The following is a 17042-nucleotide window of genomic DNA, read 5'->3' as shown; positions in this document are numbered from 1 at the left end:
TGCCGCCAGGAGATGGATCGCTTGACATGAACGAGTCTTCGGCGACCGAACCCGCGAATGAGGAACAGGATGGATCACGCCCATAGCCCGCAAGCGTCGGCGAGCGAAGAGAGGGAAGCGCGCAGGCTGCAATATCTTCCTTGGGAACGCATCGCATCGGATCTTCATCATCCCGCACACCTCACTCGCAAGGCGGAGCTTCGGCGCTCATGCGGTGCTGCATTGGCCGAGACATCTTACATCGCCGAGAATGCCGCGATCTTCACAGAAAGCCTGACGATGGGCCAGCGGTCGTGGATTGCGGGGCACGCACTCGTGCGCGGCGATGTCATCCTCGGTGACGATTGCTCCATCAATCCTTACGCCTGCGTTTCCGGCAAGGTGACTTGCGGCAATGGCGTGCGGATTGCTTCGCATGTATCGATCGTCGGTTTCAATCACGGCTTCGACGATCCTGATGTTCCCATACACCGCCAGGGCGTCGTCAGCATCGGCATCACGATCGGCGACGATGTGTGGATCGGCGCCAATTGCGTGATACTCGATGGCGCGACGATAGGAAATGGCGCCGTGATCGCCGCCGGGGCGGTCGTGACCGGCGATATTCCCGCCATGGCGATTGCCGGCGGCGTTCCCGCCCGGGTGCTGCGAAGCCGGGGTCTGGCCGCCGGAAAATCCGGCACGGGCGACACCGAAGATCAATTGCTCAAGCTCGGGCAGAAGGCACAAGAGCAATGGCCTGATATTCTCGCACGGTGGAGAATAGAGGGAAATTATGAATCGCTGGAAGCGGACGGCATCGGCAGGCCGGCGATCCGGCATCTGTGCGACGCGATCGAAATTGCCGCCGGCTTCGGCCATCTGCCGCCGGACCTCGATCCGCCGGAGGTTATCGAGCGCCTCCAAAATCTCCAGGACCCGGAGACCGGCCTATTCCCGGAAGAGCATGTGCGCGTGCCGGACAAGGCGCTGAGGGATGATCCGAAGGCGCTCTACAATGTCCTTTCGGTTGGATACGCGCTTGAACTGCTCGGCTCCCATCCGCGGCAACCTGTCCAGGCTGTCCGGCTCGACACTCAGGACCTCGACCGATGGCTCAGCGCCCTGCCTTGGCAAAGCAGGGCCTGGCACGCCGGCAGCGTGGCCGATGCCATCGGAACCGCTATGTACTTCAATGCGAAGTATTTCGGCATCCGGCATCCGCGGCAGGCGCTCTTCGAGTGGCTGAGCCGGCATGCCGACAGCGTCTCCGGCCTCTGGGGCGAGCCGACGGCACTCGAAGGATGGCTGCAGCCGGTGAATGGCTTTTATCGCCTGACGCGCGGCACCTATGCCCAATTCGGCCTCGCGCTTCCGCACCCGCATGCCGCACTCGAAACGGTTCACTTGAACTATCGCAATCACAAAGGCTTCGTTGCCGAGAGATACAATGCCTGCAATCTGCTCGATACGATCCATCCTCTGCTGCTGATTGCCCGGCAGACCGACTACCGGCGCGCCGATGGGGAGGCGATCGCGCGCAATCTCATCTCAAGGGCGCTGGACAGATGGCGCGATGGCGAAGGTTTCCCCTTCGCCGACGGTGGCGAACCCAGCCTGCAGGGCACGGAAATGTGGCTTTCCGTCATTCACCTGGCTGCCGATTTCCTCGGCCTGACAGATCGCTTCGTCTTCGTTCCCAAAGGTGTGCACCGGACGGCAACGCCCGGGTTGGGTCTGTAACTTTGGCTTTTCCGATCAACCATGCAGCGACGCCGTCAGCCAGGCGGCGGCGAGGTCGCGGGCATTGCTGCGCTTGGCTTTGACGGGCACGATCACGTTGTAACGCCCCTCTGCGGCAAGCTCGCTTTCCTCAGCGCGCACCAGGGTCCCGTCCTCGAGAAAGGTGCCGATCAGCATGCGCCATCCGAGCGCAATCCCCTGCCCGGCGCGCGCCGCGGCGATGCTCTCGGTATAATGGTTGAAGCGCAGCGACGGCTTGACCTCGATACTGGAGCCGGTGAGCGATACCCATTGCGACCAGTTGTACCAGGAGCGGTCGACTACATCCGTTTCGATGAATTCGTCCGCCGAGCCGAGCGGACCATCTCCGCGACGCCTGAGATAATCCGGAGAGCATACGGGGGAAATGACGTCGCCGCGCGAGGCGATGACGGTGCCGTCGCTGAAGGGAGGCAGGCCGTAGCGGACCGCCACATCGACCTCTGCGCCATCGAGAGCAATCGGGCTGTCCTGGGATATCACCCGCACCAGAATACCGGGATTGGCCCGGCGGAATTCCGCGAGCCGCGGCAGCAGCCAGAAGGAAGAGAATGCGACGGTCGCCCCGATCGTCACCACGTCCTGGCTGCGCGACTGCATCGCCTCCACGCTCTCGGCGATATCGGCGAAGCTCTTCGCCAACGTCGCGCCGAGGCTGATGCAGGCCGCCGTCGGCTCGATCGCCCGGTGCTTGCGCACAAAGAGCGGCTGGCCGAGCCCCTCCTCCAGCGAGGCAATCTGCCGGCTGACCGCCGCCTGGGTGACGCCGAGTTCCGTCGCCGCCAGGGTGAAGCTTTTCCTGCGCAACACCGCCTCCAGGGTCACCAGTGCGGTCAACGATGGAAGCCGTCTTCGAAATTGCATTCTCGAATGCCTTATCACATGAGAAAAGATTATGCGAACGTGATTTTTTATGCCGTTGAAAGCCCAGCTCTGCAAGCGCAATCTAGGGAAACTCTCACATAAGAGGTTCTCATGCTAAACAGGCTTCCGTCTTCCATTTCAGCCCTTCTCGAAGCCCGTGCCGATGGCCACTCGCTGCCGGCCGGCCTCTACACCAGAGAAGACGTGTTCGAAGCTGATATCGACGTCTTCTTCCACAATCACTGGATCTGTGTCGGCCTCGACTGCGATGTTGCCGAACCCGGCGACGCCACGGTGATGGATATCGGCAAGACGAGCCTGATCCTGCTGCGTGACGACGACGGCGAAATCCGCGTGCTGCACAATGTCTGCCGCCATCGCGGCTCCCGCCTTCTCAATCCGGGCAAGACGATCGTTTCGAAGCTCGTCTGTCCCTACCACACCTGGACCTATGAGCTGACGGGCGAACTCAGCTATGCCCCTCATATGGGCAAGGATTTCGACAAGGACTGTCGCGGCCTGAAACCGGTCACCTTCAAATCGATCGGCGGCCTGATCTACGTCTGCCTCTCCGACAATCCGCCCGAGGACATTGCCGGCCTCGAACAGGCGATGGTCGAGCGTCTAGCTCCCTATGACATCCGCAATGCCAAGATCGCTCACCAGACCGACGTCATCGAGGACGGCAACTGGAAGCTGACGATGGAAAACAATCGCGAATGCTACCATTGCTCCGCCAACCACCCGGAACTCTGCGTCTCCTTCGTCGATCTCGACTTCGGCTTCGATCCGGAAACGCTGAGCCCCGAAGACCGTGAGCAGGCAGCGGAGCATTTCCGCCTTTACGAGGAACGCACGCAGGCATGGGAGGCCGACGGTTTCCCCTCGGCTGCCATCGAGCAGCTCACCGACTGCGCCACGAACTTCCGCACGCAGCGGCTGATCATATCGGGCGCCGGCGAATCCCAGACCCACGACGCCACCGCCGCCTCCTCCAAGCTCCTCGGGCAGATGACCCGCAAGGATCTCGGCGACACGCATCTCTGGGGTCATAACAGCTGGAACCACTTCATGGGCGACCATGCGGTCGTGGCAACCGTCATCCCGCTCTCGGCAGGCAAGACGCTGGTCAGGACCAAGTGGCTGGTGCACAAGGACGCCGTCGAAGGGGTCGATTACGACCTCGACAAGCTGACGGATGTCTGGATCGCAACGACGGACCAGGACGCCGACCTCGTCGCCCGTTCCCATGCCGGCGCTCTCGATCCCGCCTATCAGCCGGGCCCCTATTCCCCCTTCTCCGAGACGAACCTCGACAAGTTCGCCACCTGGTACATCGACCGGATGCGCGCCCATGGGTATTGATCTCACATCCATGCGTCTCGGTCAGAGCGCGCAGCAGGTCTGGGATCCGGAGACCGACGAGACCCTCGTCTGTCTCGACGTCCATCAGGAGACGCATGACGTGAAAAGCTTCACGTTCGCGTCGCCCGAAGGCAAGCATTTCCACTTCGATGCCGGCCAGTATTTTCTGTTCGACTTCCCCAGCGGTTCGGATGGCGAGGCGCGATGCTACAGCATCTCGTCGTCGCCCCATCGAAGCAACGCCTTTACGGTGACGGTCAAGCGCGTGCCCGGCGGCCGGATATCGAACTGGCTCCACGACCACATGGCTCCAGGCATGACCGCCAAGGGTCAGGGACCGCTTGGTCATTTCATCCGACCCAAGGGTGAGAAGATCAAGCTTCTGCTGCTCTCCGGAGGTTCGGGCATCACGCCCGTCATGTCGATCACGCGTGATCTGGCAGACCGCTACGAAGCGTCGGACATCGTCTTCCTGCACGCGGCGAGAACGCCTGCCGATCTGATCTTTCGCCATGACCTCTCGGGGCTCGCGGCGAGGATGAAGGGACTGCGTCTCCAGTTTCTTCCCGAGACGGTCGCCGGCGAATTGTCGTGGCCGGGGCTGACCGGCCGGATCTCGCCGGAATTCCTCAAGCTTGCCGTTCCCGACATCGCCCAACGCATCGTCATGTGCTGCGGTCCCGCGCCGTTCATGGCGGCGGCGCGTTCGATCACGGCGGCTCTCGGCGTCCCGGCAGAAAACTATATCGAAGAGAGCTTCGACGCCGCGGTCATCGACGAGCCAGGCCTCGACGTCGAAGCACAGCCGGCGACGAGGACTTTCCGGGTCGAATTCTCGAAACAGAACAAGACATTGGCAGTGCCGTCAGACCAGACCGTACTTTCAGCGGCAAAGAAAGGCAGCGTCCGCCTGCCTTCCTCCTGCGCGAACGGGGTCTGCGGGACCTGCAAGTCGAAGCTTATTTCCGGCTCGGTGGAGATGAACCATAATGGCGGCATCCGGCAGAGGGAAATCGACGCCGGCTTTTTCCTGCCCTGCTGCTCGAAGCCGCTCAGCGATCTCGTCATCGAACGCTGAGCAATACTGCACTACCCACCGACAACAGGGGATCATTCGGATGTTGCGAGACGAAAACGATTCCGTCGAGCTGAGCGGCTCGACGGTCTTCAAGGACGAGCGGAAGCAGGCTTACCTCAATCCCGATGGGGCCGACCGGCCTCTCATCAGCCCTGTGCCGGCCGAAACGCTCGACCGCGCGCGCCGCTATCGGCTGGAGCGGCTGCGCATGAAGATGCGCGAGTGGGATTGCGGCGCCCTGCTGCTCTACGATCCCGTCAACATCCGCTATGCCTTCGACTCGTCGAATATGAGCATCTGGACGATGCATAATCCGTCGCGCTACGCATTGATCCTGGCCGACGGCCCAGCTATCATTTTCGAATTCGAAGGTGCAGAACACGTCAATGACGGGCTCCCCGGTATCGACGAGGTCCGGCCGGCGAAATCCTGGATCTTCTTCACCGCCGGCAACCTCATAGAACCCCGCCTGAAAGCCTGGGCGGACGAGATCGCCGACCTGGTGACGGGGAACGGCGGCAACAGGCGCATCGCCGTCGACAGGCTCGAACCATCAGGCGCGTTCGAACTGACGGAACGCGGATTTACCCTCCTCGACGGCCAGGAACTGGCGGAACGGGCGCGGTCGATCAAGAGCGCCGAGGAAATCGAGCTGATGCGCTGGACGATCCGCGTCTGCGAAGCAGGTATGGCGCGGATATACGAGGTGTCCGAGCCGGGCCGCACCGAGCGGGAGCTCTGGGCCGAGCTGCACTTCGAAAATGCGCGCAGCGGCGGCGAATGGCTCGAAACCAAGCTGTTGACCGCAGGGCCGCGAACCAATCCCTGGTATCAGGAATGTTCGGATTATGCCGTCAAGCGTGGTGAGATGATCTCCTTCGACACCGATATGATCGGTCCCTACGGCTATTGCGCCGACCTCTCGCGCTCATGGACGTGCGGCCATGTCGCGATGAACGCCAAGCAGAAGGAGCTTTACGCGGCGGCCAGGAACCAGATCGAACACAATCTGTCGGTCATCAGGCCCGGCATGACGTTCCGCGAGTTCAACGAGCTATCGTGGCGGATTCCGGAGAAATACCAGCCTTATCGCTACACGCTGGCCCTGCACGGAACGGGCATGGCGGATGAGTGGCCGGGAGTACTGCTGCATCCGGATTTCGATCCCGATTTCAGCGGCATCATCGAGGAAGGCATGGTGCTCAACGTGGAAAGCCTGATCGCCGAAGCCGGATCCGAAAGCATCAAGCTGGAAACCCAGGCCCTGATCACGGCAAAGGGCGCGGAGCGGCTGGACAGCTTTCCGTGGGAAGAGATCTGAACTCTTCGCGCGATAGCTGTCCCTGCCTCAGTGCGCTCTCGAAGCCGCCGCGCGATGCTGCGACGGCGTCTGCCCGAAGGTGCGCTTGAAGGTTCTCGTGAACTGCGAGGCGTTTTCAAAGCCGACATCGAGCGCGATCTCGATCAGCGGTGCCTTCGACTGGACAAGGATCGACTTCGCCCGCTCCATGCGAACGCGATTATAGGCCTTGGCTGGAGACATTCCCGTCTTTTCGATGAAGATCCTCTCCAGCTGCCGCCTGGAAAGACCCACCATGGCGGCAAGCTTCTCGATCGGCATGCTGCCGTCGACGAACTGTTCCATCGTGATCATCGCCGCTTTGACGCGGGTATCGCCATAATCGTCGTACAGCGGGCGTCGGGGCTGGATATCCGCCGGGGTTCGGGCCTTCTCGATCTGAAGCACTTCAAGCGCGTTCCGTTCGGCATCGCGGCTGATATATTTCCTGACCAGCAGCGCCGCCATGTCGGCCGAACTGCTGCCGCCCGCGCAGGATCCGCGCTGACGATCAAGATTGAAAAGCCGATCGGAACGGACACTGAGATCGGGAAACCGTTCGCGAAACTCCTTGTAATGCAGCCAGCTGACGCAGGAATCGTGCCGTTTCATCAGGCCTGCCTCGGCAAGAATGAAGGAACCGGTGCAGACGCCGATCAGCGGCACCTTCTTGGCGTCCGCCTGCTTGAGAAAGGCGATGGTCTGCTGATCGACGGGCTCCGCCACCGTCAGCAGTCCGCCGACGACGGCGATGTAGTCGAATTTCAACGGATCGACGAAATCGGACGTCGGAGCGACCTGGACGCCGCAGCTCGAGGTGATCAGGTGCCGCGTACTGCCGATCACCTGCCAGTCGGCAAGCACCCTTCCGGAGCGATCCTGTTGATCGCTCGCAAGCCGCAGCGTGTCCACGAAGAGGGCGAAGGCCGATAGCGTAAACGATCGCGACAGCACGAATCCCACTTTGAGCCTGGCACCGGATTTCGCGACGCCGTCTCCCTGTCGATGTTGCTCCGGTCGCATAGTCATCTCCTCGCCGCCTCTCAAACCTCGGAAAACGCGCTCATCGAATTTGAAAACCGTGTGCCAGCGGATCACGGTCGTCAACAAAAATGGTATTGTGGCCGATGACGCGCGCCCAGCCGCCGATGCTTGGAAGGATCCCGCGATAGGATCCAATCCTTGCCTCGGCCTCGACCCGGCCCTCGAAAATGGTTCCGATCAGGCTTTCATGACGGTATCTCGACCCGACGGCGAGCCGCCCCTTGCCGTGGAGCTGGGCCATGCGCGCAGACGTTCCGGTGCCGCCCGGCGACCGGTCGATGGCCTTGTCCCCGTAGAAAACAGCGCAGCGTCCGTCCGAGACGTCGTTCACGGGGCGATCGCACCAGATCGCGTGATGCACGCCTGATATCCTGGCATCGTCGGGATGAACGGGATTGCAGACATCGGCAAGCGCCGATCTCAGCTTCTGGCTGCAGCCGACGATGTCGGAGGCACTCATGCCATCGAGCCCGCTCCAGTTCTCTTGCGGTTCGACGACAGCATAGTAGTTGCCGCCATAGGAGATATCGACGCGCAGACGGCCCATTCCGGGCACATCGACCTCAACATCGGCCTCATGGAGATAGCTCGCCACATTGTGGAGACGAACGGAATCGACATATCCGCCCTTCTCCTCATAGGTGACGTCGACCCTGCCGGCCGGCGTTTCGATCGCCACCCTGCCGGCTTCACGCGGCTTGACCAGTCCCTCTTCGATCGCGGCAGTCACGGTGCCGATCGTGCCGGCGCCGCACATCGGCAGGCAGCCGCTCACCTCGATGAAAAGCACGGCGAAATCGCAGTCCTCACGATAGGCCGGATAGATGATCGAGCCCGACATGATGTCATGCCCCCTCGGCTCGAACATCAGCGCCTTGCGGACCCAGTCATGGTCGCGGACGAAGATTTCCCGGCGCTCGCCCATCGGCAGATGCGGGAGCAGAGGGCCGCCGCCGGCGACGAGACGGACGGGGTTGCCGCAGGTATGCGCATCGATGCAGAAGAAGCTGTTTCTCATTCCGTCATATCCTTCTCATCTCGCCTTCGGCAGACTGCCGCGGTCGAACAGACCGCGGGACAACCGGTCGAGCAGAAGGGCGACCGCAACGATCGCCAGGCCAGCCCTGAGGCCTAGCCCCATCTCCATACGTGTCAGGCCACGCGTCACCTCAGCGCCCAGCCCGCCTGCACCGACGAGGCCGGCCAGCACCACCATCGCCAGCGACAGAAGAATGCACTGGTTGAGCCCGACCAGCAGCGTCTGCTTGGCCAGGGGGATTTCGATCTTCCAGAGGATCGAGCGCGGCGGCGCACCGATGGCGCTGCCGAGTTCGATGAAGACCTTCGGCACCTGGTTGAAGGCCAGCGTCGTCAGGCGCAACATCGGCGGAACGCCGTAGACGATGGTGGCGATAATGGCCGGTACACGTCCAAGGCTGAAGATCATCACCGCGGGAATGAGATAGACCCACGGAGGCACGGTCTGCATCACGTCGAGAATTGGGCGAACCACCGCCTCCAGCGCCTTATGCCGCGAGCACAGGACGCCGATCGGAAAGGCGATGAGCACGGAAATCATGACGGCGACGCTGACCAGCGCAAGGGTCTGCATCGATGCCGTCCACAGCCCGACAAGCAGGCAGAAGCCGAGGCAGAGAGCGGCAAGGATTGCAGCGCGCAGGCTGACGGCAAAAAATGCCAGGACGACGACGACCGCGATGAGCGCATAAGGCGGCACGAAGAGCAGCGCCGCCTCGATTGCCGAAAGCACCGTCTCGACCAGATAGCTGATGGCCGCAAACAGGGGATGAAGATTGGTGTTGAGCCAATCAACGACAGGGGCCAGGAAGGCACCGGGTGAAAACTGCAAGATCGAAAGATTCATGACTTCCTCCCTGTTCCCAAGCGAGCGGCGCTCTGCGTTATCCGGTCAATCACCATAGTCAGTACCACGATCGCGATCGCTCCATTGATTGAGGTGGCGATGTCGAGTGTCCTGATCGCGCCGTAGATCGTCTCTCCGAGCCCACCGGAACCGACGATACCGGCAATGACGACCATGCCGAAGGCCATCATCAGGCTCTGGTTTATGCCTGCCATGATGCTCGGCAGCGCAAAGGGAAGGCGGATCTTGAAGAACATCTTTGCAGGCGTCATCCCGAGCGCCTCCCCAAGTTCGATGAATTCCTTGGGGGTCATGCGGATACCAAGCGAGGTCAGGCGGATCGCCGGCGGCACGGCGACGATCACGGTCGCGATCAGCGGCGTCGCCGGCCCATAACCGAGCAAGGCGATCGCCGGCAGCAGGTAGATATAGGGCGGCATCGTCTGGATCAGATCGAGGCCCGGCTCAATGAAACGATCGAGCGCCGTGAAGAAGCCGGCGGCGATACCGATCGGGATGCCGATCGCCAGGGCGATCGCAGTCGCAGTCAGCACCAGCGCCAGGGTGCTCATCGTCTCCGGCCAGAGCCCCATCGAAAAACACAGCGCCAGCGCGACGCCGCTGAGCAGCGCAAACCAGACATTGACCAGCCGCCAGCCGATCAGCGCCACGATCAGAGCGACGACGTAAAAGGGCGGAAGCTCCAGGAGCCAGAGGATCCCGTCATAGAGACCTTCCAGAACCTGTCTGATATGGTCGAAGAGGAAGTCCCCGTTGTCGCTTACCCATTCGAGCGTAGAGTCCGTCCATTCGTCGAAAACATCGGTGAAGGCTGAACTATCCATGTCCATCAACTCCAGTTGGGCTCACGCCGTGGTGAGATCGGGGGCGGAGGTTCCCTTGACGCCCATCAGCAGGCTGCGCGGCGTGACGACGCCGACGACCTGATCGTTGTCGACGACGGCGATGGCGTCGCGCTCCGACTGCATCGTCAAGGAGATGAGCTCGTCGATATCGGCGTCCGGGGTCGTGCGCGCCAGTGAGGCGATGTCGAAGGTCGGTGCGCCCTGCTGGAATTCGGCGACGCTGCGCATGACGGAATGCGCCTTGATCAGGTGAAGGCGGGAGATGCCCGCAACGAATTCGGCGACGTAGGCATCGGCCGGATTGAGGATGATTTCCTCTGCCGTGCCGGTCTGGATGATGACGCCGTCCTTCATGATCGCGATGCGGTCGCCGATGCGGATCGCTTCGTCGAGATCATGGGTGATGAAGACGGCGGACTTGCCGAGAGCCTTGGTCAGTTGGCGGAATTCATCCTGAAGCTGGCGCCGGATCAGCGGATCGAGCGCGCTGAACGGCTCGTCCATCAGGATGATCTCGGGGTCGGAGGCGAGCGCGCGGGCAAGCCCGACGCGTTGCTGCATGCCGCCGGAAAGCTCGTTGGGATAGCGGCTCACCCAGTCGGCGAGGCCGACTTTTTCGAGGGCGGCGGCGGCGGTCTTGTTTCGCTCGGTCTTGGCAATTCCCTGGACCTCGAGGCCGAAGGCCGCATTTTCCAGGACGGTGCGATGCGGCAGGAGAGCGACGCTCTGAAACACCATGCCGATGTTTTTGGCGCGCATTTGCCGGAGATCGACCGGCGACAGGCTGGCAAGGTCGCGCCCCTTGACGAGAACCTTGCCGGAGCTCGGTGTGATCAGCTTGTTGAGGAGGCGGATCAGCGTCGATTTTCCGCTTCCCGACAGTCCCATGATGCAGAAGATTTCGCCGCGCCGGACCTGAATGCTCGCATCGGAGACGCCGACGACGCAATTGAATTCCTGCAGAACCTCCTTCTTGCCGAGGCCTCGCTCCTTGATCGATTTCATCGCGGCAGCGGACTTGCCTCCGAAGACCTTCCAGAGGGCCTGACAGTCGATCAGGACATCCTTGGCATCGATATTGACGGCTTTCATAGCGATCCCCTTTGAGCCAATGGCGCTGGCTTCTTTCGTTGGGCTTCAGGGTGGCCGCCCGGTGGAGCGGACGGCCACGAGACGTCTTAGTTCTTCTTGATGTTTTCCCAGCGCTTGATCAGGTCGGCATGGGTGCCGATCCAATCCTGTACGGCCTGGTCCATCGTCTTGCCGTCCTTGACTTCACCATTGATGGTGGTGATGTCGGCGATCGGCACGTAGACGCTGGCCATGACTTCGCGGGCATGCGGATATTCTTCGGAGAAGCCCTTGTGGCCGATCCAGTAGTAGCTCTGCGGCGGCGGGAAGACGCCCTTCGGGTCCTTGAGGTACTTGACCTCGTACTTCTGGACCATCCACGACGGTTCCCAGATCGTCACCGCGATCCACTCCTTGCGATCGTAGGCGGATTTCAGCGCCGCCGTCATCGCGGCCGTGCTGCCCTCGACGAGCTGGAGCTTGAGGCCGTAATCCTTGACCGCATTCGCCGTATCGCGCATCAGGCCGGCGCCCGGCTCGATACCGATGATCTTGCCGCCGAACTTGTCGGCATTCTCATTGAGCCGTTCCAGCGAGTCGATCGGCACATATTTCGGAACGGCGACGCCCTGATAGAGGCCGTGCGACACGGGCGAAATCTTTTCGAGACGATTCTTGTTCTTGTCCCAGTAATCCTGGGCGACATAGTCTGTCTGCGAGGTGAGAGCCTGGATGTCACCCTTGGCAAGAGCGGCATAAGCGATGCCCCATTCGGAGAACTCGGTCACCTTCACGGTGTAGCCGGCGTCTTCGAGAACCTTCTTGGTGATGCCGGTGATGGGCGTCAGGTCTTCCCATGCCATCGTGCCCAGATTGATCGTCTTTTCTTCCGCGCGAGCAGGAAGGATACTGATTCCGATCACCGCAGCGGCGCAAAGCGCCTTCCACAAAGTCTTCATTGTTCTTACTCCTGGTTTTGTTCCCATTCTCATTGAAGTCTGCGGGCGGCAGTCTTCACATTGCGCGGCGACGGATCATCCCTCGCGACCTGCACGCAATTCCTGCAAACGGATCACCGCATTGATGCCCAGCCATGCGAACGGCTCAGGGGGAATCTTCGACGGTCCGGGGTGATCCATAAATTCTTCGAGATGCCGGGAGGTGGTCCCGGTCGCCAGTTCGGCCGCCATCATACCGGCGAGCGTGCTCTTGACGGTTCCCAGTCCGTTCTCGCAGCACGCGGAGTAAAGTCCTTCTTCGATTTCGCCGAAGGCGGGCACATGGTTCAGGCTGAGGCATATGCGCCCGGCCCAGCTATGCTCGAACGGGATGCCCCTGAGGCCGGGGAAACGTGCATCCAGCGAGCGCCGATGTTCCTCGGCCATTGCCCGTAGCCGGCGCTCGGTCAATGCTATGGTCGTGTCATAGGTCCATCGCGTTCTGAGCACGATGCGCGACTGACCGCCTGACATGATCTTGCGAACGGTCGCCCCCATGGCGTCCGCCGGAAGCAGCGCCCATCTGTCGCGGCCACTGGCCTTGCGTCCGAGGTCTTCCGCCGCGAAAGGAGCCGTCATCGAGGCATAGCCATAGAAGTGCATCAGACGGCGGCGGTAGTACCCGAAGTCGTTGATATGACCGTTGACGCCCACGATCACCTTGGATGCGGTGACCGTGCCCTGCGGAGAAGCCGCCGTCCAGGTTCCGTTCTCACGCTTCAGTGAAGTAACCGGCGAGTGTTCGAAAATGTCGACCTTGCCCGAGAGCCCGCCAGCAATCGCGCGGATATAATCGGCAGGCTGGATCAGAACGGCACCCGGCGTAAAGACGCCGCCGAAGTAATAATCCGATCCCGTGATCTCGCGCATCTCCGCCGCATCGAGGAAGCTGTGCTTCTCGCCGGCGCCCTTCAGTGACTCGCCGAAGCTCCGGTTCAGCTTCATGCCCCGTTCTGTGGCCGCCGCATTGATCTTCCCCACGGGATCGAATGTCTCGCGCGACATGCCGTATTCCTGCGCGGCTTGTGCGGCAAAAGCGATCGCGGAGCGGTTTTGCGCCATCTCCAAGCGGGTCGAATCCACCTCTCCGCTCGAATATTCGCCGCCCGCCAGATTATGCGGGACGTCGATCATGAAGCCTGAGTTCCGGCCGGACGTGCCTTTGCCGACCTCGCTCGCATCGAGGACGACAATCTTGTCGTCCGGTCGAAGCTGGAGGAGACGGCGGGCCGCAGAGAGGCCCGCAAAGCCGGCGCCGATGATCAGCCAGTCTGCAGTAACGTTGCCTTCCAGGCTTCGAACCGGGAACGAACGCTTACTGATCGCCTCCCAGCCCGAGATGCCATTCTCAACCGGCAGACGTTTGACCGGTCTCGTGATCATCGGATCGTCTCGTCCACCGACCGCTCCGAGATATCGATCCAGATGGTCTTGAGCTCGCAGTAATTGTCGTGGGCGAAGACCGACTTGTCGCGGCCGCCGAAACCGGACTCCTTGTAGCCGCCGAAGGGGGTCGAGGCATCGCCCTCGCCGAAGCAATTGACGGTGACGAGGCCGGCGCGGATGTCGCGGGAGAGCCGGATCGCGTTGCGCAGACTGCCGGTATAGATCGACGCGGTCAGGCCGTAATTGGTGTCGTTGGCAAGGGCGGTGGCCTCGGCCAGGTTTTCGAAGGTGGTGACCGAAAGGATCGGTCCAAAAATTTCCTCCTGGAACAGCCGGCTCTTCGGCGTGACGCCGTCGACCACCGTCGGTTCGATGAAGGCCCCTTCAAAAGTTTCACCGCCATGGGCAAGCGAGAGTTTTTCGGTCTTCACGTCATCGAGGAAGGATTTCACCTTGTCGAAATGGCTCTTGCTGACCAGTGCACCGATGCGGTTTTCCGGGTTCAGCGGATCACCCGTCTTCCATTCGCGCATATAGGCGCCGATACGCTGCAGCAATTCGTCCTTGATGCTGGCATGAACGATCAGGCGCGACGTGGCCGAGCAGTTCTCGCCCATGTTCCAGAAGGCGCCGTTGACCACCTGCTCGGCGACGAGATCGAGGTCTTCGGCATCCGCCAGCACCACCGCCGGGTTCTTGCCGCCGCATTCGAGCACGACCTTCTTGAGGTTCGAGTCCGCGGCGTAACGCAGGAAACGGCGGCCGGTCGGCGTCGATCCGGTGAAGGCCACCATATCGACGTCCATGTGCAGGCCGATCGGTTCGCCCACTTCCCGGCCGGAGCCGGTGACGACGTTGAACACACCAGCCGGAATACCTGCCTCATGGGCAAGCTCGGCGACGCGCAGCGTCGTGAGCGTCGTTTCCTGCGCCGGCTTGACGATGACCGAGCAGCCGGCGGCGAGCGCCGGGCCGATCTTCCAGGCCAGCATCAGCAGCGGGAAGTTCCACGGCAAAACACAGCCGACCACGCCGATCGGCTCGCGCACCACCATGGCCAACGCGTTGGCGCCAACATTGTTGGTGTTGTCGTAGATCTTGTCGATGAGCTCGGCATGCCAGCGGATCGTATGAATGGTATCGGGAACGTCGACCGTCTGGCATTCGCGCACCGGCTTGCCGCTGTCGAGGCTCTCCAGGACAGCGAGTTCGTGCCTGTTTTGCTCCATCAGCTTGGCGAGCTTCAGCAGCACTTCCTTGCGCTCGCCCGGCGAGCGCAGCCGCCAGCGTCCGTCGTCGAACGCGTCCTTCGCCTTCTCAACCGCGAAGTCGACGTCGCTGGAATCGCAGGCTGCGATTTCGGCAAGGACCTCGCCTGTCGCAGGGTTCGCGGTGGTGAAAGTCTTGCCGGAATTTGCCGGACGAAATGCGCCGTCGATGAAGGCGTTCGTCGGAAACTGAAGTTCGGCGGCGATCGCCTTATATTCGGCGGCGGTCAAGGGTTCATGCATGATTGGCTCCCGACGTGATCTGGGCGACCGTGCGCTTCAATGTGGCGACGACGGTCTGAAGGCTTCGCTTTTCTTCGGAGTTGAGCGGGCGCAGCGGTGCGCGGACCGATCCGACATTCAGCCCGATCAATTCGCAGCCGTGCTTGATCGACTGGACGAACTTGCCGCATTCGAGGAAATCCATCAGCGGCAGCATCGCGCTCATGATCGCCCGGCCCTTGTCGAAATTCTTCTCGAGGACACAGGCCTCATAGAGGGCGACATGCTCGCGCGGCAGGAAGTTGGAGCCGGCGCAGACCCAGCTCTTCGCACCCCAGGCAAAGAATTCGAGCGCCTGGTCGTCCCAGCCGCAGGACAGCGAAATGTGCGGAAATTTCCGGGCGAGCAGATGAAGATTGCCCATGTCGCCGGAGCTTTCCTTGATGGCGACGACGTTCTTCGACTTGCCGACGCGGGAGAAATACTCCTCGCCCATCACCACGCCCATGCGGGCGGGATAGTTGTAGAGCATGATCGGCAGGTTGGCGGCGCGATCGACCGTCAGCGCATGGACCGCATTCTCGCGTTCGGTCGGCAATGCGTATGGCGGCGACGACACCAGGATCGCATCCGCACCGATTTCCTTCGCCGACTTGGCATATTCGACCGAATCTTCGGTCCGCGTGGCGCCGGTGCCGATGATGAGCGGCAGCCGCGTCCCGATGACTTCCTTGGCATAAGCTGCGAGCTCGTAACGTTCCTGGCTGCTCTGGGCATAGTATTCGCCCGTCGAGCCGCCGACGATGATGCCGTGGACGCCCGCCTCGATCAGCGACTCGAGCACGGCGGCAAATCCGGCTCGGTCGATCTGTCCGTTCTTGTCGAGCGGCGTCACCGCCGGCGTATAGATCCCCTCAAATTTCACGATGACTTCTCCAATAATTGCGTGGCTGGACCGCCCACGAAGGCATCAGCCTTGAGGCCTTGCGGAGCGATGAACATCTCCATGTTCTCGCGGGACAATTCCCAGTGTTCGAAAACGAGGTCGACGACGGCATCCTCGTCGTGAGCGCTGAGCGCCACGATGAAGCCATCGTGATGGTCGACGGCCAATTGCAGCCGCCGCTTCATGTCCTCGTTTCTCGGCCGGAAAAACGTGTGACCGATGCGCGCGTGGTCGATGAGCAGCCGGCCGAGGCTCGGCTGCATGTAGACGTTGCCCGACATCTCGCCGAAGATCTCGTGAAAGCGATTGTTTTCGAGGACCATCGCCAAGGCATCCATATTCTGGCTGGCGGCGCGGAACCGTTCCTGCGTCTGCTTCAGGTCCGACAACTGGGCGGGCTTGAAGTTCTGCACCGCGAGACGGCCGATCGCCGCATAGATCATCGGCGCGACGAGAAAGAAATTCCGAAGCGTCGAGTGGTTCATCGGGATAACCCGCGCCCCCCTGTTCTCACGGATATCGATGTAACCCTCACCGGCAAGGCGGCGGAAAATGTCGCGCACCGGCGTTCGGGAAAGCCCGTATCTTTCGCTCAGACTGGCCTCGTCCAGATCGGCGTCCGGATCCAGTTCCATCGTCAGAATCTGGCGTTTCAGGTCTTCGTAGAGATTGCTCTTCGGTGTCTTCGCCATCGTCGATCTCCCGCCATTCGTTGCTCTACGCCCTGAAGATGGCAGCCTTTTTCGACGGAGTCAAACGATTGTGTACTTTGCGTACACAATTATTATTCTGCTGATACACAATCCATCGAGGCACTGCTGATGCGGGAATGCCAGATAGCGATTGAACAACGCTCCGCAGCGGCAGCCATTGCGGAGTTGCGGTTATGAGGACAGGTGAGATTTTTCTGCAGCCAGGGCTGGAGCCTGAAGCGCCGGCAAACCGGCGG

General features: G+C 61.5%; 15 protein-coding genes. 4 read left to right on the top strand and 11 right to left on the bottom strand.

Going from position 1 to position 17042, the window contains the following annotated elements; all coding sequences use genetic code 11:
• The first annotated feature begins 69 nt into the window (after positions 1 to 69).
• The gene (locus tag GGD57_RS05265) at positions 70 to 1722 is read left to right on the top strand and encodes an acyltransferase (protein WP_184467557.1); all 1653 of its coding nucleotides are present in this window, start codon (positions 70 to 72) and stop codon (positions 1720 to 1722) included.
• A gap of 15 nt (positions 1723 to 1737) precedes the next feature.
• Here GGD57_RS05265 and GGD57_RS05260 read toward each other — a convergent pair whose 3' ends face one another.
• Positions 1738 to 2625, bottom strand: a complete 888-nt coding sequence (locus GGD57_RS05260) for a LysR substrate-binding domain-containing protein (RefSeq protein WP_184467555.1) — start codon at positions 2623 to 2625, stop codon at positions 1738 to 1740.
• 111 nt (positions 2626 to 2736) lie between these two features.
• Between GGD57_RS05260 and GGD57_RS05255 the strand changes: the two genes are divergently transcribed.
• The 3 genes from GGD57_RS05255 to GGD57_RS05245 are packed head-to-tail and all read left to right on the top strand — an operon-like array spanning position 2737 to position 6389.
• Entirely contained in the window at positions 2737 to 3990 is a 1254-nt protein-coding gene (locus GGD57_RS05255) for an aromatic ring-hydroxylating oxygenase subunit alpha (RefSeq protein WP_184467553.1), read from the top strand.
• Complete coding sequence (locus tag GGD57_RS05250) at positions 3980 to 5068, top strand: FAD-binding oxidoreductase (protein ID WP_432443265.1); 1089 nt, start codon at positions 3980 to 3982, stop codon at positions 5066 to 5068. The genes GGD57_RS05255 and GGD57_RS05250 overlap by 11 nt, the downstream gene beginning before the upstream one ends.
• A 40-nt stretch (positions 5069 to 5108) precedes the next feature.
• Positions 5109 to 6389, top strand: coding sequence for a M24 family metallopeptidase (locus GGD57_RS05245; protein ID WP_184467551.1), 1281 nt, complete (start codon positions 5109 to 5111; stop codon positions 6387 to 6389).
• A gap of 27 nt (positions 6390 to 6416) precedes the next feature.
• Here the strand turns inward: GGD57_RS05245 and GGD57_RS05240 are convergent, their stop codons facing one another.
• The 10 genes from GGD57_RS05240 to GGD57_RS05195 form a co-directional block, all read right to left on the bottom strand.
• Positions 6417 to 7430: a GlxA family transcriptional regulator gene (locus GGD57_RS05240; protein WP_184467549.1), complete on the bottom strand. Its 1014-nt coding sequence runs from the start codon at positions 7428 to 7430 to the stop codon at positions 6417 to 6419.
• Between the two features lie 40 nt (positions 7431 to 7470).
• Entirely contained in the window at positions 7471 to 8469 is a 999-nt protein-coding gene (locus tag GGD57_RS05235; RefSeq protein WP_184467547.1) for a 4-hydroxyproline epimerase, read from the bottom strand.
• Between the two features lie 15 nt (positions 8470 to 8484).
• The gene (locus GGD57_RS05230; protein WP_184467545.1) at positions 8485 to 9336 is read right to left on the bottom strand and encodes an ABC transporter permease; all 852 of its coding nucleotides are present in this window, start codon (positions 9334 to 9336) and stop codon (positions 8485 to 8487) included.
• A complete protein-coding gene (locus GGD57_RS05225; RefSeq protein ID WP_184467544.1) occupies positions 9333 to 10181 on the bottom strand; it encodes an ABC transporter permease in 849 nt (282 codons plus the stop codon). The genes GGD57_RS05230 and GGD57_RS05225 overlap by 4 nt, the downstream gene beginning before the upstream one ends.
• 21 nt (positions 10182 to 10202) lie before the next feature.
• Positions 10203 to 11294, bottom strand: a complete 1092-nt coding sequence (locus GGD57_RS05220) for a quaternary amine ABC transporter ATP-binding protein (protein ID WP_184467542.1) — start codon at positions 11292 to 11294, stop codon at positions 10203 to 10205.
• An 86-nt stretch (positions 11295 to 11380) separates the two neighbouring features.
• The gene (locus tag GGD57_RS05215; RefSeq protein ID WP_184467540.1) at positions 11381 to 12232 is read right to left on the bottom strand and encodes a glycine betaine ABC transporter substrate-binding protein; all 852 of its coding nucleotides are present in this window, start codon (positions 12230 to 12232) and stop codon (positions 11381 to 11383) included.
• A 75-nt stretch (positions 12233 to 12307) separates the two neighbouring features.
• Complete coding sequence (locus tag GGD57_RS05210) at positions 12308 to 13654, bottom strand: NAD(P)/FAD-dependent oxidoreductase (RefSeq protein ID WP_184467538.1); 1347 nt, start codon at positions 13652 to 13654, stop codon at positions 12308 to 12310.
• Positions 13651 to 15168, bottom strand: a complete 1518-nt coding sequence (locus GGD57_RS05205; RefSeq protein ID WP_184467535.1) for an aldehyde dehydrogenase — start codon at positions 15166 to 15168, stop codon at positions 13651 to 13653. Before GGD57_RS05205 ends, GGD57_RS05210 begins: the two co-directional genes overlap by 4 nt.
• Positions 15161 to 16072 carry a dihydrodipicolinate synthase family protein gene (locus GGD57_RS05200; protein ID WP_184467533.1) on the bottom strand — a complete coding sequence of 304 codons (912 nt, stop codon included), beginning with the start codon at positions 16070 to 16072 and terminating at the stop codon, positions 15161 to 15163. The genes GGD57_RS05205 and GGD57_RS05200 overlap by 8 nt, the downstream gene beginning before the upstream one ends.
• Complete coding sequence (locus GGD57_RS05195; RefSeq protein WP_184467531.1) at positions 16069 to 16785, bottom strand: GntR family transcriptional regulator; 717 nt, start codon at positions 16783 to 16785, stop codon at positions 16069 to 16071. The genes GGD57_RS05200 and GGD57_RS05195 overlap by 4 nt, the downstream gene beginning before the upstream one ends.
• Between the last annotated feature and the right edge of the window lie 257 nt (positions 16786 to 17042).

Origin of the sequence: Rhizobium esperanzae, assembly GCF_014197615.1 — a bacterium.
GTDB lineage: Bacteria > Pseudomonadota > Alphaproteobacteria > Rhizobiales > Rhizobiaceae > Rhizobium > Rhizobium esperanzae_A.
The sequence above is the reverse complement of the archived record's forward strand: the minus strand, read 5'-3'. Positions and strand labels throughout refer to the sequence as shown.